At 71.5% G+C, this 21,776-nt stretch carries 17 protein-coding genes and 1 pseudogene; 13 read left to right on the top strand and 5 right to left on the bottom strand.

All coding sequences use genetic code 11. The annotated features are described in order from the left end of the window. Positions 1–49 precede the first annotated feature (49 nt). Together ACLQ2R_RS00890 and ACLQ2R_RS00885 are read left to right on the top strand one after the other, a co-directional pair. Positions 50–868: a MerR family transcriptional regulator gene (locus ACLQ2R_RS00890; protein ID WP_425957321.1), complete on the top strand. Its 819-nt coding sequence runs from the start codon at positions 50–52 to the stop codon at positions 866–868. A gap of 244 nt (positions 869–1,112) precedes the next feature. Further along, the gene (locus tag ACLQ2R_RS00885) at positions 1,113–1,925 is read left to right on the top strand and encodes an SAM-dependent methyltransferase (RefSeq protein ID WP_425957320.1); all 813 of its coding nucleotides are present in this window, start codon (positions 1,113–1,115) and stop codon (positions 1,923–1,925) included. Positions 1,926–2,020: 95 nt separating this feature from the next. Here ACLQ2R_RS00885 and ACLQ2R_RS00880 read toward each other — a convergent pair whose 3' ends face one another. The 4 genes from ACLQ2R_RS00880 to ACLQ2R_RS00865 form a co-directional block, all read right to left on the bottom strand. After that, entirely contained in the window at positions 2,021–2,962 is a 942-nt protein-coding gene (locus tag ACLQ2R_RS00880; RefSeq protein ID WP_425957319.1) for an NAD-dependent epimerase/dehydratase family protein, read from the bottom strand. 220 nt (positions 2,963–3,182) lie between these two features. Next, entirely contained in the window at positions 3,183–4,229 is a 1,047-nt protein-coding gene (locus ACLQ2R_RS00875) for a 2-oxoacid:ferredoxin oxidoreductase subunit beta (protein WP_425957318.1), read from the bottom strand. Between the two features lie 7 nt (positions 4,230–4,236). Further along, entirely contained in the window at positions 4,237–6,090 is a 1,854-nt protein-coding gene (locus ACLQ2R_RS00870; protein WP_425957317.1) for a 2-oxoacid:acceptor oxidoreductase subunit alpha, read from the bottom strand. 345 nt (positions 6,091–6,435) lie between these two features. Next, the gene (locus ACLQ2R_RS00865) at positions 6,436–7,956 is read right to left on the bottom strand and encodes a polysaccharide deacetylase family protein (protein ID WP_425957316.1); all 1,521 of its coding nucleotides are present in this window, start codon (positions 7,954–7,956) and stop codon (positions 6,436–6,438) included. 324 nt (positions 7,957–8,280) lie between these two features. Here ACLQ2R_RS00865 and ACLQ2R_RS00860 point away from each other — a divergent pair, with 324 nt between their 5' ends. From ACLQ2R_RS00860 to ACLQ2R_RS00840, 5 genes are all read left to right on the top strand, one after another. Next, positions 8,281–8,652 (top strand): NADH-quinone oxidoreductase subunit A, encoded by a 372-nt coding sequence (locus ACLQ2R_RS00860; protein WP_386239785.1) that lies wholly within the window; start codon positions 8,281–8,283, stop codon positions 8,650–8,652. Between the two features lie 53 nt (positions 8,653–8,705). Then, a complete protein-coding gene (locus tag ACLQ2R_RS00855; RefSeq protein WP_184537730.1) occupies positions 8,706–9,203 on the top strand; it encodes an NADH-quinone oxidoreductase subunit B in 498 nt (165 codons plus the stop codon). Further along, entirely contained in the window at positions 9,196–9,858 is a 663-nt protein-coding gene (locus ACLQ2R_RS00850; RefSeq protein ID WP_425957315.1) for an NADH-quinone oxidoreductase subunit C, read from the top strand. The genes ACLQ2R_RS00855 and ACLQ2R_RS00850 overlap by 8 nt, the downstream gene beginning before the upstream one ends. Before the next feature lie 21 nt (positions 9,859–9,879). Then, positions 9,880–10,836, top strand: coding sequence for an NADH-quinone oxidoreductase subunit NuoH (gene nuoH / locus ACLQ2R_RS00845; RefSeq protein WP_425957314.1), 957 nt, complete (start codon positions 9,880–9,882; stop codon positions 10,834–10,836). 146 nt (positions 10,837–10,982) lie between these two features. Further along, entirely contained in the window at positions 10,983–11,921 is a 939-nt protein-coding gene (locus ACLQ2R_RS00840) for a hypothetical protein (RefSeq protein ID WP_425957313.1), read from the top strand. 183 nt (positions 11,922–12,104) lie between these two features. On the opposite strand, the gene ACLQ2R_RS00835 is transcribed toward ACLQ2R_RS00840, so the two are convergent. Beyond that, on the bottom strand, positions 12,105–13,676 hold the full coding sequence (locus ACLQ2R_RS00835; RefSeq protein ID WP_425957312.1) for a protein kinase domain-containing protein: 1,572 nt from the start codon (positions 13,674–13,676) through the stop codon (positions 12,105–12,107). A 266-nt stretch (positions 13,677–13,942) separates the two neighbouring features. Between ACLQ2R_RS00835 and ACLQ2R_RS00830 the strand changes: the two genes are divergently transcribed. The 6 genes and pseudogenes from ACLQ2R_RS00830 to ACLQ2R_RS00805 all read left to right on the top strand — a co-directional run bounded on the left by ACLQ2R_RS00830 (position 13,943) and on the right by ACLQ2R_RS00805 (position 21,765). Then, positions 13,943–15,007: a 4Fe-4S binding protein gene (locus ACLQ2R_RS00830; RefSeq protein ID WP_425957311.1), complete on the top strand. Its 1,065-nt coding sequence runs from the start codon at positions 13,943–13,945 to the stop codon at positions 15,005–15,007. Beyond that, complete coding sequence (locus ACLQ2R_RS00825; RefSeq protein ID WP_425957310.1) at positions 15,004–15,540, top strand: NADH-quinone oxidoreductase subunit J family protein; 537 nt, start codon at positions 15,004–15,006, stop codon at positions 15,538–15,540. The genes ACLQ2R_RS00830 and ACLQ2R_RS00825 overlap by 4 nt, the downstream gene beginning before the upstream one ends. 1 nt (position 15,541) lies before the next feature. Then, positions 15,542–15,844, top strand: a pseudogene (gene nuoK / locus ACLQ2R_RS00820) (NADH-quinone oxidoreductase subunit NuoK); the annotation flags it as partial. Between the two features lie 137 nt (positions 15,845–15,981). Continuing rightward, positions 15,982–18,066 (top strand): NADH-quinone oxidoreductase subunit L, encoded by a 2,085-nt coding sequence (locus ACLQ2R_RS00815; RefSeq protein WP_425957309.1) that lies wholly within the window; start codon positions 15,982–15,984, stop codon positions 18,064–18,066. A 79-nt stretch (positions 18,067–18,145) separates the two neighbouring features. After that, positions 18,146–19,930: a complex I subunit 4 family protein gene (locus ACLQ2R_RS00810; protein WP_425957308.1), complete on the top strand. Its 1,785-nt coding sequence runs from the start codon at positions 18,146–18,148 to the stop codon at positions 19,928–19,930. Continuing rightward, entirely contained in the window at positions 19,927–21,765 is a 1,839-nt protein-coding gene (locus ACLQ2R_RS00805) for an NADH-quinone oxidoreductase subunit N (protein WP_425957307.1), read from the top strand. The genes ACLQ2R_RS00810 and ACLQ2R_RS00805 overlap by 4 nt, the downstream gene beginning before the upstream one ends. Positions 21,766–21,776 lie beyond the last annotated feature (11 nt).

Here is a 21,776-nt window from a genome sequence, read left to right as displayed (position 1 = left end):
GTGACACGGTTGACCCTGACACGGTGTGAGGTCGTAAACCAGAGGAATCATGTTCAGCATTGGAGATTTCGCCCGCCTCGGCCGGGTGTCCGTACGCATGTTGCGGCACTACGACACGTTCGGACTGCTCCGGCCCGCCCGGGTCGACCAGGCCACCGGCTACCGCTACTACGAGGCACGGCAGCTGTCCCGGCTCAACCGGTTGATCGCGCTCAAGGACCTCGGCCTCAGCCTCCAGCAGGTGGGGCGGATCCTCGACGAGAAGGTCGGCCTGGAGGAGCTGCACGGCATGCTGCGGCTCCGCCGCGCGGAGCTGGAGGCGCGGGTGGCCGACGACACGGCGCGGCTGGCCCGGGTGGGCGCGAGACTCCGAACGATCGAAACGGAGGGCGTCATGCCCATCGATGTCGTGGTCAAGAGTGTTCCCGCGATCCGCCTCGCCGAGTTGAGCGATGTCGCGGAGAGCTTCGAGTCGGACAAGATCGGCCCGGTGATCCAGCCGCTGTACGGGGAGCTGTGCAAGCGGCTCGACGAGGCCGGTCTCGCGATCGTCGGTCCCACGGTGGCGTACTACGAGCAGCTTCCCGAAGGGGTGCGGGTGCACGCCGGCGCTCCGGTGAACGCGGAGCGGGACGGGACCTACGACTTCGACGTCGTCGACCTGCCCGCGATCGAGAGGGCGGCCACGGTCGTCCACCACGGGCCCATGGAGAACGTGGACGCCACGGTCCAGCAGCTCGCCCAGTGGATCGAGGACAACGGCTACCGCAGCTCCGGCATGGCCCGCGAGGTCTACCTCACCTACGGCGAAGGCGACCCGTCGACCTGGGTGACCGAACTGCAGGAAGTCATCACGCCACACCCGTAGAACCGCCGGCCGAACCTCCGGGGGGCACGTGTCCCAGCTCCGTGGCCGGCGGAGCGGACTCCCGGGGGCGTCGCGACACGGCTCGTCGCCCGGCTCCAGCCCGTCCCGGTGACCGGAAACGATCACCGGGACGGGCTGGGGCCGGGATGACAGAAGGAAGATCGGTCAAAGGTCAACGAGTCGTCTGAGGGGCCTGGTAGCGTCGGAGGCCGGTATCGATCTTGATTTGAGATGATATTTCACTATGAGTGACAGTGACGCCGTCGCGTCCGCGTGGGCGCGTGTCGACACCACCGTTCCGCACTCCGCGAGGGTGTGGAACTTCCTGCTCGGCGGCAAGGACAACTTCCCGGTGGACCGCGAGGCCGGGGAGACCCTGCTCAGGCTGTTCCCCGACTTCGCGATGGTCGCGCGCCTGCAGCGTGACTTCCTCGTCCGCTCCGTCCGCTACCTGGTGCGCGAGGCCGGGATCCGGCAGTTCCTGGACATCGGCACCGGGCTGCCCACGGCGAACAACACCCACGAGGTCGCCCAGGGCATCGCGCCGGAATCGCGCGTGGTGTACGTGGACAACGACCCCATCGTGCTGGTGCACGCCCGCGCCCTGCTCACCGGCACCCCTGAGGGTGCCGCGTACTACGTCGACGCGGACGTCCGCAACCCCGAGCTCATCCTGGAGGGGGCGGCCACGACGCTGGACCTCGGCCGGCCGACAGCGGTCATGATGCTGAGCATCGCCGGGCAGGTGACCGACGACGACGACCCCCAGGGCATCATCGACCGGCTGCTGGAGCCCCTCGTTCCCGGGAGTTATCTGGCGCTGAGCGACGGCACGAACACCAACCCGGCCCTGATCGAGGCCGTCACCGCCTACAACGCGAGCTCCGCCAACACCTACCAGCTCCGCAGCCCGGAGCGGATCGCCGGTTTCTTCGACGGCCTGGAGCTGGTGGAGCCGGGTGTGGTGCCGACACCGGAGTGGCGTCCCGAGCCGGACCGCTGGGACGAGCCCTCCCCCGTGGTGAGCGCGTTCTGTGGGGTGGCCCGCAAGCCTTGAGTTCCGCGGCCCACCCCGCAGACCCACCCCGCAGATCCCGAGCCATGCGAACCGGTCCTCCGCCGTCGTGCGAGAGACCCGGCCGTCCTCTCCGCTCAGGCGTGCTCGCGGGCGAACCAGGCGACGGTCCGGCGCAGGCCCTCCTCCAGGCCGACGGCGGGACGCCATCGGAGGATCCCGGCGGTGTCGGTCAGGTCGGCGATCCTGGCGCTGTCGAGGGGGCGGTCGCCGAGGGCGCCGTAGCGGGGACGGGCCTCGCCGCCTGCGACGTCGCCGACGATCCGGGCGAGCAGGTCCACGGTGTCGCGGATGGAGGTGCCCTCTCCCGCGCCGATGTCGAAGGTACGTCCCCCCGCCTCCGGGCACGCGCCCGCCGCGAGGAAGGCGTCGACCACGTCGTCGACGTAGACCCAGTCGAGCTCGCGCGTGCCGCTGCCCAGCTCGGGCTCCTGCCCGCGCAGCAGCGACAGCGTCACGTACGGGACCAGCTTGCGGACGTCCTGGGGGCCGGGACCGTAGACCATGCCGATCCGCAGGTTGCTCACCTGGACGCCCCACAGGTGGTGGAACATCCGCGCGTACCCTCCGGCGGCCCACTTGGAGGCCGCGTACGGCGAGGACGGCGCCCGCTCGCCCTCGTCCGGCCGGAGCTCCTCCAGCGAGCCCGCCAGCACCACCCGGGTGTGCGGGCTGTCGGTGACCGCTGTGAGCAGGTTGACCACGCCGGTGAGGTTGCTGTGCAGCATCGGCAGGACGAGCTTCGGGTCCCTGGCCCCGGCGACCTCGCTGGCCAGGTGGAACACGACGTCCGGGCGGACGGAACGGACCAGGGCCCCGACCGCGTCCGCGTCGGCGACATCGGCGACGTGCCACGTCTCCCCGTGCTCGGAGCCCTCCCGTGCCCTGCGGCCGACGGCGTGCACGTGCGCGCCGAGCTCGCCCAGGCGCCTGACCAGGTGGGTCCCGATGAAGCCGCCGGCTCCCGTCACCAGCACGGGCCTCGCGCGCCAGTGCTCCTCCGTCAACGGGTCGGCCATGTGCTTTCTCCTGGTTCGGGGGGATTTGCGCTAACAAGCGGTAAGGCCCGCTCCGAGGAGCGGGCCTTACCGTGGGGTCGTGCGCCGGTTCCCGATCAGCCGGTGCCGTTCCCGGTCACCAGGCGCCGTCCGCATCGGCCGACGCCTTCGCCGATCGACCGGCGCCGTTCCCTGCCGACCGGCGCCGTTCCCGGTCGGCCGACGCCGGAGTCGGTACCGGTCAGCCGATGCGCCAGGTGTCCCCGGCCAGCAGCAGGTCGTTCAGGTCGCCCGGGCCCTTGTCGCCGACGGCCGCCTCGAGCTGGGCGGCCATGAGCTCGTCGTAGGACGGGCGGTCGACGTCGCGGAAGATCCCGATCGGCACGTGCTCGAACGAGGGCTCGTCCAGCCGGGAGAGCGCGAACGCCAGCGACGGGTCGGCGCGGTGGGCGTCGTGGACGAGGATCTCCTCCTCGCTCACCGCCGACCTCGGGACGACCTCGATGCCGCCGTCGGCCGCCCGGCGCACGGCCTTGGAGGCCGAGGCGATGGGCATGCCGTGCTCCAGGCGCAGCGTGATCTCGTCGCGCTGCTCCGGGTCCTTCAGCGGCTCGAAGGCGTTGTCGTTGAAGATGTTGCAGTTCTGGTAGATCTCGACCAGGGAGGTCCCCCGGTGCTCGGCGGCCTCGCGCAGCACCGACTGCAGGTGCTTGCGGTCGGAGTCGAGGGTCCTGGCCACGAAGGACGCCTCGGCGCCGATGGCCAGCGAGATCGGGTTGAACGGCTTGTCCAGCGAGCCCATCGGGGTCGACTTCGTGATCTTGCCGACCTCGGAGGTCGGGGAGTACTGCCCCTTGGTCAGGCCGTAGATCCTGTTGTTGAACAGCAGGATGTTCAGGTTGACGTTGCGGCGCAGCGCGTGGATCAGGTGGTTGCCGCCGATGGACAGCGCGTCGCCGTCGCCGGTGATGACCCACACCGACAGGTCGGGCCGGGAGGCGGCCAGGCCGGTGGCGATCGCCGGGGCACGCCCGTGGATCGAGTGGAACCCGTAGGTGTTCATGTAGTACGGGAACCGCGAGGAGCAGCCGATGCCCGAGACGAACACCATGTTCTCGCGCTTGAGACCGAGCTCGGGCACGAACGACTGGACCGCGGCCAGGATGGCGTAGTCACCGCACCCGGGACACCAGCGCACCTCCTGGTCGGACTTGAAGTCCTTCATGCCGAGCTTGACCTCGGACTTGGGGACCAGCGAAAGCCCGCCGCCGATTCCGGGGAGGGACACCTCTGTACTACTCACTGTCGATCACGTCCTGGATCACGCCGGCGAGTTCCTCGGCCTTGAAGGGAAGTCCGCGCACTCGGTTGTAGCTGATGATGTCGACCAGGAAGCGAGCGCGCAGCAGGAGCGCGAGCTGGCCGAGGTTGATCTCCGGGAGGAGCACCTTGTCGTAGGCGCGCAGCACCTCGCCGGTGTTGGCGGGCAACGGGTTGAGGTGGCGCAGGTGGGCCTGGGCCACCCTGCCGCCGCTCTTCCTGATGCGCCGCACCGCCGCCGCGATCGGCCCGTACGTGGACCCCCAGCCGAGCACCAGCACGCGGGCGTCGCCGTCGGGGTCGTCGACCTCCAGCGGCGGGATGTCGTTCGCGATCCCGTCGATCTTGGCCTGGCGGATCCGGACCATCCGGTCGTGGTTGCCGCCGTCGTAGGAGATGTTGCCGGTGTTCTCGGCCTTCTCGATGCCGCCGATCCGGTGCTCCAGGCCCGCGGTGCCGGGGATCGCCCAGGGACGGGCGAGGGTCTCGGCGTCGCGCTTGAACGGCAGGAAGGTCGTGCCGTCCTCGGCGTTCGGCCCGGAGGCGAACTCGGTGGAGATGTCGGGCAGGTCGGCCGCGTCGGGCACCTTCCACGGCTCGGAGCCGTTGGCCAGGTAGCCGTCGGAGAGCAGCATGACCGGGGTGCGGTACTTCACCGCGATCCTGGCCGCCTCCACCGCCGCGTCGAAGCAGTCCGACGGGGTCGAGGGCGCGATGATCGGCAGCGGCGACTCGCCGTTGCGGCCGAACATGGCCATCAGCAGGTCGGTCTGCTCGGTCTTGGTGGGCATGCCGGTGCTGGGGCCGGCCCGCTGCACGTCGACCACGAGGAGCGGCAGCTCGGTGGTCACCGCCAGGCCGACGGTCTCGGCCTTGAGCGCGACACCCGGCCCGGAGGTCGTGGTGACGCCCAGCGCGCCGCCGAAGGCCGCGCCGAGCGCCGCGCCGACGCCCGCGATCTCGTCCTCGGCCTGGAAGGTGCGGATGCCGAACCGCTTGTGCCGGGAGAGCTCGTGCAGGATGTCGCTGGCCGGGGTGATCGGGTACGACCCCAGGAAGAGCGGCAGCCTCGACTGCACCGAGGCGGCGATCAGGCCGTAGGCGAGCGCCTGGTTGCCGGAGATGTTGCGGTACACGCCCGGGGGCAGCTTGGCCGGCTTGACCTCGTAGGAGACCGAGAAGGACTCGGTGGTCTCGCCGTAGTTCCAGCCCGCCTGGAAGGCCGCGATGTTGGCCTTGGCGATGTCGGGCTTCTTGGCGAACTTGGTCTCCAGGAACTTGATCGTCGCCTCGGTGGGCCGGTGGTAGAGCCAGCTCAGCAGCCCGAGGGCGAACATGTTCTTGGAGCGCTCGGCGTCCTTCTTGGACAGGTCGAAGCCCTCCAGGGCCCTGACCGTCAGCGAGGTCAGCGGCACCGGGTGGACGCGCCACTCGGTGAGCGAGTCGTCCTCCAGCGGATTGGCGTCGTAGCCGACCTTCTGCAGGTTGCGCTTGGTGAACTCGTCGGTGTTGGCGATGATGTCGGCGCCGCGCGGCAGGTCCGACAGGTTGGCCTTCAGCGCGGCGGGGTTCATCGCGACCAGGACGTTGGGGGCGTCGCCGGGGGTGAGGATGTCGTGGTCGGCGAAGTGGAGCTGGAAGCTCGACACGCCCGGCAGGGTGCCCGCGGGGGCGCGGATCTCGGCGGGGAAGTTGGGGAGCGTCGAGAGGTCGTTGCCGAACTCCGCGGTCCCGGCGGTGAAGCGGTCACCGGTCAGCTGCATGCCGTCGCCGGAGTCACCGGCGAACCGGATGATCACGCGGTCGAGTTGCTGAACCTGTTTGGTCACAGCTCAGTCCTCCTCGACGCGACAGCGCGCCGTTGTTCGTGGCACATTCTTTTTTCCATGCTAGGTCCTCGGGGTGACGCGTAGTCTTTTCGCGCTCCACTCGGCGGAGGAAAGTGACCTTTGTCGCATTGTCCTCGGTGGCCTTGAGTCGAAGCCTGGGGGCGTGCGTACACGGCGCATCGCGGGCGTCCAGCGGCCCGCGGGGAGGTCACGGTCGCGGAAGGCCGGCCCGACACAGCCCGGCCGCGAGCCTGCACAGGTCGACGTGCAGGCGGGCGAAGAGGACGGTCGTGGTCACGCCGTCCAATATATGTCCCGTCCTGGAGCGGCTCTCATCGCCTCCGGTTATGGGCTCATAGCTCCAGGGTATGACGCCGACAGCCGTTCCGGCGACGTGGCGGCCGCCCCGGAGTCGTAGATCCAGCCCGGTCTCATCGCGCGCCGGCCGTACAGCTCGGGGACGGTGACGAAGGTGTAGCCCGCCTCGGTGAGCCGGCGCAGGATCTCCGGGGCCGCGTCCACGGTGGCGTCGTGGACGTCATGCATGAGGACGATCGACCCCGGGCCGGTCCTGGCGACGACCCGCTCGGCGATGGCGCGGGGGGCGGGGTCCTCGCGGTCGTCGGCGTTGACGTTCCAGCGCACCACGGACATGCCCAGCCCGCCGGCGACGTCGGCCACCCGCCCGTCGAGCCCCCCGTACGGCGGGCGCATCAGCGTGGGGGCCTGGCCGATCGCCTGGGCGATCGCGTGCTGCGCGCGGTCGAGCTGGGAGGTGACCATGAGGGTGGTCAGCATGGTGAGGTCGCGGTGGGACCAGGTGTGGTTGGCCACCAGGTGTCCCTCGTCCCGCATCCGCCGCAGCAGGTCGGGGCGGGCCGAGGCGCCGGAGCCGAGGGGGAAGAAGGTGGCCCTGGCCCCGTACCGGCCGAGGACGTCGAGCAGCCGCCCGGTGCCGGGGCCGGGCCCGTCGTCGTAGGTCAGCGCCACGCACCGGGCCCTGGCGCAGTCCACCTCACCGGCCCTGGAGCTGCGGGCCGGGGGCTTGTCGGTGCTCGCGTCGAGCATGTCCTGCTCCGAGGTGCCGGACGGCCTGGCCGACGACACGACCGCCCTCCGGGCCCGCAGCCCGGTCGGCGACAGCAGCGGCTCGGAGACGGCCGACGGCACGGCGACCGCCACCCGCCCGGTGGCCCTGGAGCCCACCTGCCCGTCGTCGAACTCCACGACGAGGTCGCCGCGCGGGTTGAAGACCAGGGAGTCGAACATCGCCGGGTCGAGCCTGAGCGGGTCGAGCCTGAGGGAGCCGAGGCGCACCGGCGTCCCCCGCCGGGTCATCTCCTGCCCGACCAGCCTCACCAGCGTGGTCATCGCGGCGTCGTCCCGAATCAGGCCCGCCGAGTCCAGGACGCGCCGGTCGGTCCGGTCGTACCAGAGGGTGGTGCGGGACTCCCGCCAGCCCGCGTCCATGGAGCGGCCGACGCGCAGCCGTACTCCCAGCACCTCCTCGGACGCGGCGGCCAGGAGCCAGTCGACGTTGAACTCGGGGGCGACCGCGGTGTCACCGGGGGTCTTGCGCCAGGTGAAACGGTGAAGCTCGTCCTCGACCGTGTCGCGGAGCCGGTCGGTGAGGCGGGGGGCTCCGGCGACGGCCGGGTAGGAGGCGTGCATCCGCCGGCCTCCGCGCTCGCCGGTGCTGAGCGTCCGGATGGTCAGGCCGTGGACGACCGAGGGGTCCACGTAGTTGATCATCGTCGGCTCCGAGGGCAGGGGAGCCCTCGTCGCGGGGGAGGCGGTGGCCGCGCCGCAACCGGCGAGCATCGCGACCACCCAGGCGATTCCTCCGATGAATCGCTTTTTAGGCATGAAGAGAGGCTAAACGTACTAATTAGGTATTTACCCGGATTTGATATTAAGTGCACAGAGGCTTTAGGCGTCCCGATCCCTCGGCCCCGGCCCCTCCCGCGGGTCCGGCGCCCGGTCTGGCGCCCGGTTCGGTGCTCGGCCCGGTGCCGGGCCGGACGTGTCCCGCATCGGTTCGCGGCCCGGTGTGCGCCTCGGCTTTCGGCCGGGTTCCGTTCCCGGCGCGGTCCCGGTCCCGGCCGGGTCCCGTCGCGTGACGGGGGCGGCGGATGCTGCTATAGGTAGGACAGGGGAGCGCCGCGGCGCGGACCCCCGGGAGGAGAAGCCATGAGCGGATATTTCGGCTCTTATGTGGTTGTCCTCGCGCTGTTCGCGATCGGCCTGCTGATCGTCGCGGGAGCGCTGCTCGTCAACCGGGCGCTCCGTCCCAGCCGCCCCACCCACGAGAAGCTGCTCACCTACGAGTGCGGCGTTGACCCGGTCGGCGACGGCTGGGCGCAGTCCCAGATCCGCTACTACGTCTTCACCTACCTGTACGTGGTCTTCGCGGTCGACGCGGTCTTCCTCTTCCCCTGGGCGACGATCTTCGCCGCGCCGGGCTTCGGGGCGGCCACCCTGGCCGAGATGTTCGTCTTCCTGGGCTTCATCGCGCTCGGCATCCTGTACGCCTGGCGCAAGCGCGTGCTCACCTGGACCTGAGTCCCGGCGGGCCGACGGCGCGCGGGCGCCGACACTGAAGGAGAATGCGTGCCATGGCGGATCTCCCGATGCCCACCGTGGGGCCGGTCTCGCGGCTGGCACCCAAACCCATGCGCTTCATCCTCAACTGGGGGCGGCGCTACTCGCTGTGGGCGTTCAACTTCGGCCTGGCCTGCTGCGCGATCGAGTTCATCGCGACCTCGATGAGCAGGCACGACTTCATCAGGTTCGGGGTGATCCCGTTCGCCAACGGCCCCCGGCAGGCCGACCTGATGATCGTCTCGGGCACGGTGACGGACAAGATGGCCCCCGCGGTCAAGCGGCTCTACGAGCAGATGCCCGACCCCAAGTACGTGATCTCCTTCGGCGCCTGCTCCAACTCCGGCGGCCCCTACTGGGACTCCTACTGCGTGACCAAGGGCGTCGACCAGATCATCCCGGTCGACGTGTACGTGCCCGGCTGCCCTCCCCGGCCCGAGGCCCTGCTGCACGGCATCATGATGCTCCAGGAGAAGATCGCGGCCGAGAACCTGGGTGATCGCTATGCCTGACCTGCCCGTTCCCGGTCCTGCGTCCGACCCCGTGTCCGGATCCGTTCCCGCGCCTGGTTCCGCGTCCGGTTCCAAGGCCGCGTCCGGATCCGAGGCCGGGAATCCGCCCGCGGCCGGTCCTCTGGCCCGCCTCTCCGGGGACGGGCGCGCCACGGTGTCGGAGTCCTTCGGCCAGACCACGGCGGACGTCGGCGCCGGGGACTGGGTCGCCCTGCTGGCCGCCGCCAGGGCGGAGGGGTACGAGTTCTTCGACTGGCTGACCGCGGTGGACGAGCCGCCGGAGGAGTTCGCGGTCGTCGCCCACCTCTTCGCCCCGGCCTCCCGCTCCCGCCTGCTGCTGCGCACCCGCGTACCGCGTGCCGATCCCCGGCTGCCCAGCGCGGTCGGGGTCTTCCGCGGCGCCGACTGGCACGAACGCGAGACCTTCGAGATGTTCGGCGTCGTCTTCGAGGGACATCCGAACCTCGTGCCGCTGCTGCTCCCCGACGGGTTCGAGGGACACCCGCTGCGCAAGGACTTCGTCCTGGCCGCCCGGGTCGCCAAGGCGTGGCCGGGAGCCAAGGAGCCCGGCGAGTCCGACCACGGCTCGCCGAGCCGCCGCAAGACGCTCCCGCCCGGGGTGCCGCCCGGCTGGGGGCGCGACCGTGGTGCCTGAGACGCCCCGCCGGAGGTGCCCGTGATCGCCGAGGTGCTCGACGCCGCCGTCCGGCTGCTCGTGATCGTCGCGGCCTTCCTGGTGCTGCCGCTGGTCGCCGGGCAGATGGAGCACAAGGTCATGGCGCACATGCAGGCGCGTCTCGGTCCCATGTACGCCGGGGGCTTCCACGGCTGGGCCCAGCTGGTCGCCGACGGGGTCAAGTTCATGCAGAAGGAGGACGTGATCCCGGCCGCCGCCGACCGCCGGGTCTTCGCCCTGGCGCCCGGAGTCGCGCTGGTCCCGTACCTGCTGGTGATGGTCGTGATCCCGGTCGGTCCCGGGCTGGTCGGGGTCGACCTGGACGCCGGGCTGTTCTTCGTCCTCGCGGTGATGGGGGTCGGCGTGCTCGGCTCGGTCATGGCCGGGTGGTCGTCGGGCAACAAGTACTCGGTCCTGGGCGGCATCCGCTCGGCGGCCCAGCTCATGTCGTACGAGCTGCCGCTGGTCCTGGCCGCCTCCAGCGTGGCCATGGCCGCCGGGACGCTCTCCCTGCCGGGCATCGTGCAGGCCTGGCAGTGGTGGTGGCTGCCCTGGCAGGCGATCGGCGCCGTCGTCTTCTTCGTCGCCGGGCTCGCCGAGCTGCGCCGCCCGCCGTTCGACATGCCGATCGCCGACTCCGAGCTCGTCATGGGCCCCATGACCGAGTACACCGGCATGAGGTTCGCGCTGTTCATGCTGGCCGAGTACGCCGGGATCGTCGTGATCTCCGCGCTGACCACCGTGCTGTTCCTGGGCGGCTGGCAGGGCCCCTTCCTGCCGGGGCCGGTCTGGACGCTGCTCAAGGTCTTCCTGCTGGTCTTCGTGATCATCTGGCTGCGGGTGAGCTACCCGCGCCTGCGCGAGGACCAGTTGCAGAGGCTCGCCTGGGTCGTGCTCGTACCGCTGGCGCTGGTCCAGCTCGCGCTGACGGGAGTCGTCAGGGTCGTCGCCGGATGACCCGGCGCCTTTCCTGCGACCCGGCCCCTTTCCTCGCAGGTCCTCGCGCGATCGGGCCGTCGTAGGAGATGATCTGACGTTCGAAGCGCCCACGCTGGGCAGGGAAGTAACACACCCTGTGACGCCACCTGCCAAGGACGGAACGCATGAGCCTCGCGCTTGCCGTTGAGAACCACGAACTGGTCGTCGACGTGCCGGAACATCCACCGGTGCGGCTGCCGCTGACCGGTGACGTCCGGGCGCGCACCATGCTGATCTTCGGCTATCCGGGCAGGGGCAGGACGCGCTACGGCCTGGCGGTGCTGGACGAGTCCGGCCTGGTCATGCTGGAGGCGCCGGGCGCCCGCTCCCGCGAGGAGGTGGAGGCGTTCGCCGCGGACAACGGGCTGGAGTTCGAGTTCCGGACGTTCGACACCCCGCAGCACGCCAGGGTCGCGCTGGCCCGCAGGTCGCCCAGGTGGCGCGGGGTGACCTGGCGCCGGGCGCCCGCGCCGCTGCCGCGCCTGCGCGTGCCCGGCGCGAGAAGCCTCAGGCCGCCGCTGAGCTCGCCCAGGGTGTGGTGGCGCGAGCAGCTGCTGTACGTGCTCATGTGGGCGGTGCTCGCCTACGGGGCGGTCTTCGTGGCGCTGGTGCTGCTGAACCTGACCGACACCCGCGCCGACGTCACCCGGGGGATGGGGGCCCTCGGCGTCGTGGCCCTCGTGCTGGCCGGGCTGACGGTCGTCGGGGCCGTCGTCGTGGTCGGCCTCGGCCGCCGCAGGACCCGCAGGCAGACCGCGCAGGGAAGGGTGCTCAGGCGGGAGGGGCAGCCGCACTGCCGGCTGGTCGTCGTCCACGACCGCCTGCTGCTGGAGACGGCGCGCAGGACCCGGGAGCTGGAGGCGTCCGAGCTGCTGCTGTACTCGGCGGAGTCCGGGGTGAGCGGCCTGCTGGTGGGCGGGGGGCTCTTCCACCTGCCGGGCCGCTGGGACCCCGAGGAGGTGGAGCGCTTCGCCTCCGGGAACGATCTGGAGCTCCGGATCCGCGCGCTGACCCACGAGGAGTACCTGAGCCTGTCGGCGGGGGCCGGGGACGCGGTTCCCTGACCCACGCGCACTGCTCGTCGGCCGGTCAGCGCACGGAAGGACGCGACGCCCTGACCCGCTCGGCGTTTCCTCGGCCGGTCGGTGCGCGAAAAGCGCGATGCCCTGACCCGCGCACGACTCCTCGGCCGGTCGGTGCGCGGAAGGACGCGACGCCCTGACACCCGCGCACGGCCCCTTCGCCGGTCAGTGCACGATCCGCAGCATGATGTCGGAGGCCGTGGGCCGGTTGCCGGGCCGCTTGTCGAGGCAGGCGGCGGCCAGCGGACGCAGTGACGGCGGCATGGGCGACAGGTCGGGATGGTGGTTGATCACCCGGTTCAGGATCGCGGGGATGGTGTCCTCCCCGAAGGCCGCCTTCCCGGAGGCGGCGAAGAGCATCGTCGCGGCCCAGCTGAACACGTCGGTCTCCGTGCCGACCGCCTCGCCCGCGAGCTGCTCGGGCGACATGTAGGCGGGAGTGCCCATGATCTTCCCGGAGGTCGCGGTCACCTGGTCGAGGGCGCGGGCGATACCGAAGTCGATCACCCGGGGCCCGTCGGCGCCGATCAGCACGTTGGCCGGCTTGAAGTCCCGGTGCACGACCCCCGCCCGGTGGATCGCGGCGAGCGCTCCCGCCGTGGCCAGGGCGAGCCGGGTCAGCCCGTCCTCGTCGCGCGGCCCGCTGTCGCGGACGAGCCTCTCCAGGGAGACACCCTCCACGTACTCGCTGACGACGTACGCCTGGTCCTCGTTGATGTTCACGTCGAGCACCCGGGCGGTGGAGAACGTCGCCACCCTGCGCGTCGCCTCCACCTCGCGCAGGAAGCGTTCCCTGACGACCCGGTCACCGCCGACGTGGTCGTGCAGCACCTTGATCGCGACCTTCTGTCCCTGCGGGGTGAGCGCCAGGTAGACCGTCCCCTGCCCGCCCTTGCCGAGCTCGCCGATCAGCCGGTACTGCCCCAGCCGGCCCAGCGGGGCCCGCCCCTGCGGGTCAGACGCCGCGGGCTCGTGGGAGGGCCGCCCGTGCGCGAGGTGTCCCGTCGCGGGGAACGGCGCCTGGTGGGACCGCCCGTCACGCGGATACCCGCCGTTGTCGTACGGGCCGTTGTCGTGGTGACCCTTGCGGTACGGATCGTTGCGGTACGGATCGCCGCCGTAGGGGCCGTTGCCGTAGGGACCTTCGTCGCGCTGGCCGGCACCGTAGGGGCGGACGTCGCGGTGGGCGTCGTACGCGCCGACGTCGTGCGATCGGGTGTCGTGCGGAACGGGCGACCCGTGGTGAACGCCCTGCCGCGCGCTCCCCGTGTGCTGTCGCGGGGGCTGCTGCCACCCCGTGGACGACCGCACGGTCGAGGGGGCCGTCGGCGCGGTCGTGTGCGGGGTCCGGGCGTGCCCGTACTCCGCGGCCGGGTACGGGTGGGCGTCCACCGGCCGCCGGAACACCGACTCCCTGATGATCAGGGCGTGGATCAGCCCGCCGATCCAGCTGCCGAACAGGCCGATCGCCCCGATGGTGTCCAGCCAGGCCGGGATGAGGTCGGAGTCGCCGTAGATCGAGGCGCCGGTCACGAAGACGCCGATGCCGATGCCGTAGAGGACGGCGGCGAGGGCCAGCAACGGGCTGCGGAGCCGGTGGGCGGCGTGACCGATGATGAACGGCGTGCCGATACCGCAGGTCAGCAGGGGTCCCAGGGCCCACAGCACGCTCCACGCCGTGGTGGATCGCGCCGGTGGCCGCGGCTGCCATGCCGGCGGTCCGTACTGGTAGGACATGGGGCGAACAATACGATTCTTTTGGCGTGACCGCAGAGCATTGTGTCCCGCGAGAGCGAGTGAGCTGTGGTTATCGAACACACAGTCTGTGGATAACTTCTGTGGATAACTTCGGGCCGGTGGGATCCCCGTCGCCGTGGCCATACCGCCGAGGTCTCCGGCGCCCGCCGCATTCCCGAGTGCCCCACCGTGCGTCATGATGTTGAGTTGTGGCACGGATACCAGGAGTGGGACTGGCGAAGGGTCTTTCCGTCACCCTTCGCCACATGCTGAACAGGTCGGTGACCCAGCAGTACCCCGAGGTCCGGCCGGAGCTGCCTCCCCGGAGCAGGGGGGTGATCGCGCTGGTCGAGGAGAACTGCACGGTGTGCATGCTCTGTGCCCGCGAGTGCCCCGACTGGTGCATCTACATCGACTCCCACAAGGAGACCCTCCCCGCCCCCGAGGGGGGCCGTCCCCGCGCCCGCAACATGCTCGACCGCTTCGCGATCGACTTCTCCCTGTGCATGTACTGCGGGATCTGCATCGAGGTCTGCCCCTTCGATGCCCTGTTCTGGTCCCCGGAGTTCGAGTACGCCGACGGGGACATCCGCAACCTCCTGCACGAGAAGGACAGGCTGGCGGGCTGGGCCCAGACCGTCCCGCCGCCCCCGGCCCACGAGCCCAACGCCGACCCGCCCAAGGAACTGGCGGCGACCTCACGCCCGGCCCGCCCCCGGCCCACCCCTCCCTCAGGCGCGTCCGCTCCCGGCGCTCCCGGCACCTCCGCTCCGGGCGCTTCGGCTTCCGGATCCGCTGCCGGCTCTAAGGTGCCCGGTCCTGGGGCGTCCGGTCCTGCGGTGTCCGGCTCTGGGGTGTCCGGCTCTGCGGTGTCCGGCTCTGCGGTGCCAGACCCTACGACGTCCGGCCCTACGACGTCCGGCTCCGGGACGTCGGGTCCCGTGCCCGGCTCTCCGGCTTCCGGAGTCCCCGGCTCCCCGGGGCCGGCGGCTCCGGGCTCCCCGGCCTCGGACACCCCCGGTCCGCAGGATTCGTCGGCCCCCCGCACCCCCGGTCCGCAGGGTTCCTCGGAGACGGGCGCCCCGGCCCCGCCTCCCGGGGAGTCCCCCCGGGCGCCGGGCAGGCCCTCCAGACCGGCCACCTCGGCGTCACACGCGCGCGTCCGCGCCATCCGGCCGCCCGGCTCCCTCCCCAAGCCCACCGGTTCGTCCACAGGTGGCTCGTCCGTCGAGAAGTTATCCACAGGTAAGGGTGGCGTGCCCCCGGCGGCCGACGCGCCGGAGCAGACTTCTCCTGCGGATCCCGGTGAAGAGCCGGAGAAGGAGAGGTGAGCGAGGTGCCGTCCTATCTGTCACCGAGCGGGCAGGAGATCGTTTTTCTTCTGCTGGGCGCGGTGGCCGTCGGGTCGGCCCTGCTCGTCGTGACCACCCGGCAGCTCGTCCACGCCGCCCTGTGGCTGGTGGTCTGCTTCGGCGCGCTGGCGGGGTGCTACCTGGTCCTGACCGCCGAGTTCGTCGCCTGGGTCCAGGTCCTGATCTACGTCGGTGCGATCGTGGTCCTGCTGCTGTTCGGCATCATGCTCACCCGCGCCCCGATCGGCAGGACCGCCGACCTCGACAGCCCGAACAGGCTCACCGCCGCGATCGTGGCGATCGCCACCGCCGCCGTGCTGGTCACCGTCGTCGTCGACGGCTTCCGCATGGCCTACGCCCCCCTCGAACCCGGCGGCGGTTCCGCACGTGAGCTCGGCTCCAGCATCTTCCGCAACTGGGTGCTCCCGTTCGAGGCGCTCTCGGTCCTGCTGCTCGCGGCCCTGGTAGGTGCCATCGTCCTGTCCCGCACCGACATCCGCGGGAGGGACTGACATGCACGTCGTCTACCCCGCGGTCGTCTCGGCGCTGCTGTTCTCGATCGGCGTGTACGGCGTGCTCGCCCGGCGCAACACGATCCTCGTGCTGATGTCCGTCGAGCTCATGCTCAACGCCGTCAACCTCAACCTGGTCGCCTTCGACGTGTGGTTGCGCGACCGGCTGCACGGCGGGCAGGTCCTCACGCTCTTCGTCATCGTGATCGCCGCCGCGGAGGTCGGCCTGGGCCTCGCGATCATCCTGGCTCTCTACCGCAACCGCCGGACCGTCGACCTCGACCGTCTCCGCTCCCTGGCCGAGCCCACCGCTTCGACCCCCACCACCGGATCCCCCCTTACGCCTGCCGACACCACGGTCCCCCCTGGGCCCCGCCCTCGGAACGAGCCGTCCGACCCGGCGGAAGGGCGCCGGGCGGACGCCGGGCCGGGTGACGCACGATGACCACCATCGCCGTGCTCGTGATCCTGCTGCCCTTCCTGGGGGCGGTCGCGGGCCTGCTCGGCTCCCGTCTCCCTCACCGCTCCGGTGGCCTGAACGCGGCCGACAACACGGCCGACAACGCGGCCGACAGCACGGCCGACGGCACGGCCGGTCGCCGAGCCGCCTGGATCGCCGTGATCCCCACCGCCGTCTCCGCGCTCCTGGCACTCTGGCCGGCCTACGCCGCCTGGATCGCCACCGGCCGGAGCGGAGCCGGGGCGTCCGCTCCGGCCGTGGCCGGTGGCCAGGCCGCGACCGAAGGGATCACCGCGACCTTCGCCGTCATCGAGACCGGCTCGGTGCCCATCTCCGTGGGGTTGCTGGTCGACGGGCTCGCCGCCTCGATCGCGGTGCTGGTGACCGTCGTCGCGCTGGCCGTCCAGGTGTACTCCGTCGGCTACATGCGCGGCGACCGGCGTTACCCGTCGTACAGCGCCTTCATCAGCCTGTTCACCAGCGCCATGCTGCTGGTCGTCTACTCGGCGGACCTGCTCGTCCTCTACGTGGGATGGGAGGTCATGGGTCTGTGCTCCTACCTGCTGGTCGGCCACTGGTGGGAGGAGAGGGCCAACTCGCGGGCGGCGATCAAGGCGTTCCTCGTCACCCGGATCGGCGACGTGGGTTTCCTGTTCGGCATCTTCGTCCTCGGGACGGCGGCCGGCAGTTTCAGGATCGCCGACGTCGTCGCCGCGGTTCCCGCGATGTCGTCCGGCACACTCGTCGCGGCCACCCTGTTGCTGCTGGCCGGGGTCGCGGGGAAGAGCGCCCAGGTGCCGCTGCACGTCTGGCTGCCCGACGCGATGGCCGGGCCGACGCCGATCAGCGCCCTCATCCACGCGGCCACCATGGTCGCCGCCGGGATCTTCGTCGTCGCCCGCCTCTACCCGGTCTTCCTCGGCGCCCCCGCCACCCTGGACGTGCTCGCGGTCCTGGCCGCGCTCGGCATGCTGGGCGGGGCCCTCGCCGCCCTGGCCCAGGACGACCTCAAACGCGTCCTGGCCTACTCCACCATCAGCCAGCTCGCCTACATGGCCGGTGCGCTGGCGGCGGGTTCCCAGGATGCCGCGATCTTCCATCTGATCACCCACGGAGCGTTCAAGGCGCTGCTCTTCCTGTGCGCGGGGGCGGTGATCCACGCGGTCGGCTCCAACCTGATGAGCACGATGGGAGGGCTCCGCACGCGGCTTCCCGTCACCTTCGCCGCGATGACGATCGGCTTCGCCGCGCTGATGGGCCTCCCCCCGGCCAGCGGCTTCTTCAGCAAGGACGAGGTGCTGGTGGCCATCGAGGGCTCCCTGTCCACCGGTCCGCTGACCGATGCCGCGGCCCTGCTGCTGTACGGCTGCGCCCTGGTCACGGTCGCGGTCACCGGCGCCTACGCCACCCGGGCATGGCTGCGCACCTTCTTCGGGCAGCGCGCCCCGGCGGCCTCCGTCCCCGTCCCCGTCCCCGGCTCCGTCCCAGGCCATGTCCCCGTCTTCGGCCCCGGCTCCGTCCCGGGCCATGTCCCCGGCCCCGGCTCCGGCGTGGGGTCCGCGTCCGGCGCCTCCCACGCCACGGCGCACGCGACCCCACCCACCGTGCACGCGACACCGCCCACCATGCGCTGGCCCATCGTCGTCCTGGCGGTCCCGGCCCTGCTCCTCGGCCTCGCCCGGATCGGCGACGTGCACTGGGGCACCGCCGCTCTCAGCCTCGCGCTGGCGCTGCTGGGCGCCGGCGTGGTCTACGTCGTCTGGCGCTCGGAGCCGGGAAGCGATCCGGCCCGTCTGCTCGGCCCCCTGCGCGTCCCCTGCGAGCGCGCCTTCCACGTCGACGCCGTCTACACGAACCTCTTCGTCCGTCCCGTCCTGCTCCTCGCCGGTCTGGTCGTCCGCGTCGACGACCGCGTGGTGGACGGCGCGGTGCGCGGCTCGGGCCGGACGACCCTGGGCATGGCCGGGCTCGTCCGCCTGACGCAGAACGGCAACGCCCAGCTCTACATCACCGGCCTGCTCGCGGGCGTCCTTCTCCTCACGGCCGGGGCGGTGATCTTCAAGTGATCTCCCTGCTTCTCTGGGGCGGCATCGCCCTCCTCGTGCTGCTCCTCATCCGTCTGGCGGTGACGCGCCGTTGACCCCCATGAGCTGGGTGCCGCTCGCGCTCCTCGGCCTGCCGCTCGCCGGTGCCCTCGCGCTGCTGCTCGTGCCGTCCGGTACGGACGCCGTGACCCGGGGGCGGCTGCTCCGGGCACACGGTCTGGCCGTCTCCGGGGTCACGTTCGCGCTGTCGGTGGTGCTGGCCGTCGCCTTCGACCACGACGACCCCGCCCGGATCCGGTTCGCGACCGACCTGGCCTGGATTCCCGGGCTCGACCTCAGGTTCCGTCTGGGCGTGGACGGGATCTCGCTCCCGCTGGTGGTGCTGACCACGCTGCTGACGTTCCTCTGCTTCGTCTACCTGTGCAGGGGACGCGCCGACGGCCCCGGGCAGCTGCTGGGGTCCGGCGGCGGGAACCGGCCACGGGCGATGGTGTTCACCCTGCTCGTCCTCGAAGTGGGCATGATCGGCACGTTCCTCGCGCTCGACCTGCTGCTGTTCTTCGTGTTCTTCGAGATCGTCCTCATCCCGATGTACTTCCTGATCGCCCTCTGGGGAGGCCGGGCCCGCCGGGCGGCGGCGATCAAGTTCATCCTCTACACCCTGCTCGGCTCGGTGGTCCTGCTGCTCGGCCTGCTGCTCATCTGGTCGCAGACCGGCACCCTGGACATGACGGTCCTCGCCGAGGCGCGGGGGACCGGCATGTCCCGCTCGGTGCAGATCATCGCCTTTCTGGCCGTGGGCATCGGGTTCGCGGTCAAGACCCCTATGTGGCCGCTGCACACCTGGCTGCCCGACGCCCACACCGAGGCGCCGACCGTCGGCTCGGTGCTCCTCGCGGGCGTGCTCCTCAAGATGGGCACGTACGGCTTCGCGCGCATCGCGATCCCGGTTCTGCCCGAGGGGGCCGCCGCGACGGCTCCCTGGCTGGGCGCCTTCGCGGTGGCCGGGATCGTCTACGGTTCCCTGGCCTGTCTCGCCCAGCGCGACCTGAAGAGGATGATCGCCTACTCCTCGGTGGGGCACATGGGCTTCGTGCTCCTGGGCTTCGCCACGCTCACCCCGGTCGGCGTCAACGGGGCGCTGTTCGGCAACATCGCCCACGGCCTGATCACCGCCCTGCTGTTCTTCGTGGCAGGGGCGATCAAGGAGCGGTACGGCACCTCCGACATGCGCGCGCTCGGCGGCGGCATGCTGACGCGTCTTCCCCGCCTGGCCTCCCTGCTCACCTTCGCCTGTGTCGCCTCGCTCGGACTGCCGGGGCTGGCCGGCTTCTGGGGGGAGATGCTGGCCCTGCTCGGCGCCTTCCGTCCCGCCGCGGGCCTGTCCGGCTCCCTCTACCTGGTCTTCATGGCCCTCGGAGGTCTCGGCACCGTGCTGACCGCCGCCTACTTCCTGCTCATGCTCTCCCGCGTCACCCACGGCAGGAGCACCGAGACCGTCCACGTCCCGGTCCTCACCGCCGCCGTCACGGGCGGCCCTCCCTCCACGGGACCCACGGGCGTCGAGGAGGGCACGGCAATCGCCGACGAGAGCGCAGTCCCGGCGGCACGGGGCGCGAAGTCGGGCCGTTCTCCCTCCACGAGCCCAACGGGCGTCGAGGAGAGCACTGCGGCCGCCGACGAGAGCGGGGTGCCGGCGGCACGGGGCGCGGAGTCGGGCAGTCCGCCCTCCTCCACCGGCAGATCGCCCCTGCGTGACGTCATGGGCCACGAACTGGCCGCCTGGGTGCCGCTGGTCGCGCTGATCCTGCTGTTCGGGCTCTGGCCCAAGGCCCTGCTCGCCCTCACCGATCCGGTGGTCCGCACCCTGCTGGGGGCACCGTGATCCAGCCCATCGACTATCACGCGATCGCACCGCCGCTGATCCTGGCCCTCTTCGCCGGGCTCGTGCTGCTGCTGGACGCCTTCCTGCCCCGCAGGGCGTACGTCCGGCAGGTGCTCGGCGCGGTCACGCTGACCGGGGTGATCGCGGCCCTGGCGACGGTGGTCTCGCAGGCCGTACGGGCCGGAGAGCCGCTGAGGACCTTCTGCGTGCCCGAAGGGCTGCTCGGCTCCTCCCGCGCGGTGATCGGCGCGATCCTTCCCCTGGACGGCGCGCCCGCGACGGCCACCACGCCCGGCGCCACCGTGCCCGCCGGCGCGGCACCGTGCTCCTTCGTGGTCGACGACTTCACGCTGGTCTTCGCGGGCCTCGCGCTGGCCGCGGGAGTCGTCGTGGTGCTGCTGTCGGCGACCGAGCTGTCCCGTGACGACATCCCCGTCGGCGAGTGGTACTTCCTGCTGCTCTGCGCGCTGGCGGGCGCCGTCGCCCTCCCCGCCTCCCGCGACCTGATCATGCTGGTGGTGGCGCTGGAGCTCGTCTCGCTACCGGTGTTCGCACTCACCGCGCTCAGACGCTACGACGGCCGCGGCTCCGAGGCCGCGGTGAAGCTCTTCCTGGTCTCGGTGGTCTCCACGGCCGTCATGCTCTTCGGTGTCTCCCTGCTGTACGGGACGACCGGAACCGTCTACCTCGACCGGATCGCCCATGCCCTGCGGGCGGCCGTGCCCGCCTCCGGAGCCGGCCTCGGCCTGGCGGGTCCGGGCGGCGCCGCCGCCGATGCCCAGGGCTCCCTGCCGCACATCGGCCAGATGCCGCCCGCCGTGGTGACCGTGGCCGTGGTGCTCGTTCTCGCCGGGTTCGCCTTCAAGGTCGCCGCGGTGCCGTTCCACGCGTGGGCGGGCGACGTCTACCAGGGGGCACCCGTGCCCGTCGCCGCCCTCCTGTCGGTCATCTCCAAGGCGGCCGGGTTCGCCGGGCTGATCCTCATCCTGGTCGTCGCCCTGGGCGGCCAGAGCGCCACCTGGGGCCCGCTGGTCGCGATCATCGCCGCCCTGACCATGACCGTGGGCAACCTGCTGGCCCTGCGCCAGCGCAACGCGGTCCGCCTGCTCGCCTGGTCGTCCGTCGCCCAGTCGGGCTACATCCTGGCTCCCCTGGGGGTCGGGGACGGCGAGGCGGTGAACGCCTCGATCGCCTACCTGGTCTTCTACGCGGCGATGAACCTCGGGGCCTTCGCCGTGGTCACGCTGGTGTCGAGAGGGCCCGGAGGAGGGCTCGACGACTACCGGGGGCTGGTGTTCCGCAGCCCCGTGGCCGGGCTGGCACTGGCCTTCTTCCTGATCTGCCTGGCGGGGCTGCCTCCAGGGCTGGCGGGGCTCTTCGCCAAGATCGTGGTGTTCCGGGAGCTGCTCGGCGGGGGCGGTGGCTGGCTGGCCGCGGTGATGGCGGTCAACACGGTCGTGGGCCTCTACTACTACGTCACCTGGGTCGTGCGGATCTTCACGCCCGTTCCGGTTCCGGTCCTTTCGGTAACCGGGGCCCCGGCCGTCGGAAGCACCGGGACGGCCGAGCGGGGATCGAGCGCCTCCGGCCTGGATGCCTCCGGTCCTGGCAGGAGCGGCAGGGGCATCCTCGGTCCATACAGGAGCGGCCCCGAGGGAAGCGGCCCGGACGTCCTCGGCCCGGGGGGGATCGGCCCAGGTGGGGGCGGACACGGAGCCGGGTGGCTGCCCGCCGGCGTGGCCGTCGCACTGGCGCTGATCGTGGCGATCGCCTTCTCGGTCGCCCCCCAGCTGGTCCTCGACCTCGTCCCCTCCGCGTTCATCACCGCAGGCTGAACCACTCGGGA

The sequence above is a fragment of the Streptosporangium sp. DT93 genome (assembly GCF_049844535.1).
Taxonomy (GTDB): domain Bacteria; phylum Actinomycetota; class Actinomycetes; order Streptosporangiales; family Streptosporangiaceae; genus Streptosporangium.
The sequence above is the reverse complement of the archived record's forward strand: the minus strand, read 5'-3'. Positions and strand labels throughout refer to the sequence as shown.

Bases quoted from the DNA above. Each gene is read 5' to 3' on its own strand.
- ACLQ2R_RS00890 (WP_425957321.1), top strand. From the start codon at position 50: ATGTTCAGCATTGGAGATTTCGCCCGCCTCGGCCGGGTGTCCGTACGC.
- ACLQ2R_RS00885 (WP_425957320.1), top strand. From the start codon at position 1,113: ATGAGTGACAGTGACGCCGTCGCGTCCGCGTGGGCGCGTGTCGACACC.
- ACLQ2R_RS00880 (WP_425957319.1), bottom strand. From the start codon at position 2,962: ATGGCCGACCCGTTGACGGAGGAGCACTGGCGCGCGAGGCCCGTGCTG.
- ACLQ2R_RS00865 (WP_425957316.1), bottom strand. From the start codon at position 7,956: ATGCCTAAAAAGCGATTCATCGGAGGAATCGCCTGGGTGGTCGCGATG.
- ACLQ2R_RS00860 (WP_386239785.1), top strand. From the start codon at position 8,281: ATGAGCGGATATTTCGGCTCTTATGTGGTTGTCCTCGCGCTGTTCGCG.
- ACLQ2R_RS00855 (WP_184537730.1), top strand. From the start codon at position 8,706: ATGGCGGATCTCCCGATGCCCACCGTGGGGCCGGTCTCGCGGCTGGCA.
- ACLQ2R_RS00850 (WP_425957315.1), top strand. From the start codon at position 9,196: ATGCCTGACCTGCCCGTTCCCGGTCCTGCGTCCGACCCCGTGTCCGGA.
- ACLQ2R_RS00840 (WP_425957313.1), top strand. From the start codon at position 10,983: ATGAGCCTCGCGCTTGCCGTTGAGAACCACGAACTGGTCGTCGACGTG.
- ACLQ2R_RS00835 (WP_425957312.1), bottom strand. From the start codon at position 13,676: ATGTCCTACCAGTACGGACCGCCGGCATGGCAGCCGCGGCCACCGGCG.
- ACLQ2R_RS00830 (WP_425957311.1), top strand. From the start codon at position 13,943: ATGCTGAACAGGTCGGTGACCCAGCAGTACCCCGAGGTCCGGCCGGAG.
- ACLQ2R_RS00815 (WP_425957309.1), top strand. From the start codon at position 15,982: ATGACCACCATCGCCGTGCTCGTGATCCTGCTGCCCTTCCTGGGGGCG.
- ACLQ2R_RS00810 (WP_425957308.1), top strand. From the start codon at position 18,146: ATGAGCTGGGTGCCGCTCGCGCTCCTCGGCCTGCCGCTCGCCGGTGCC.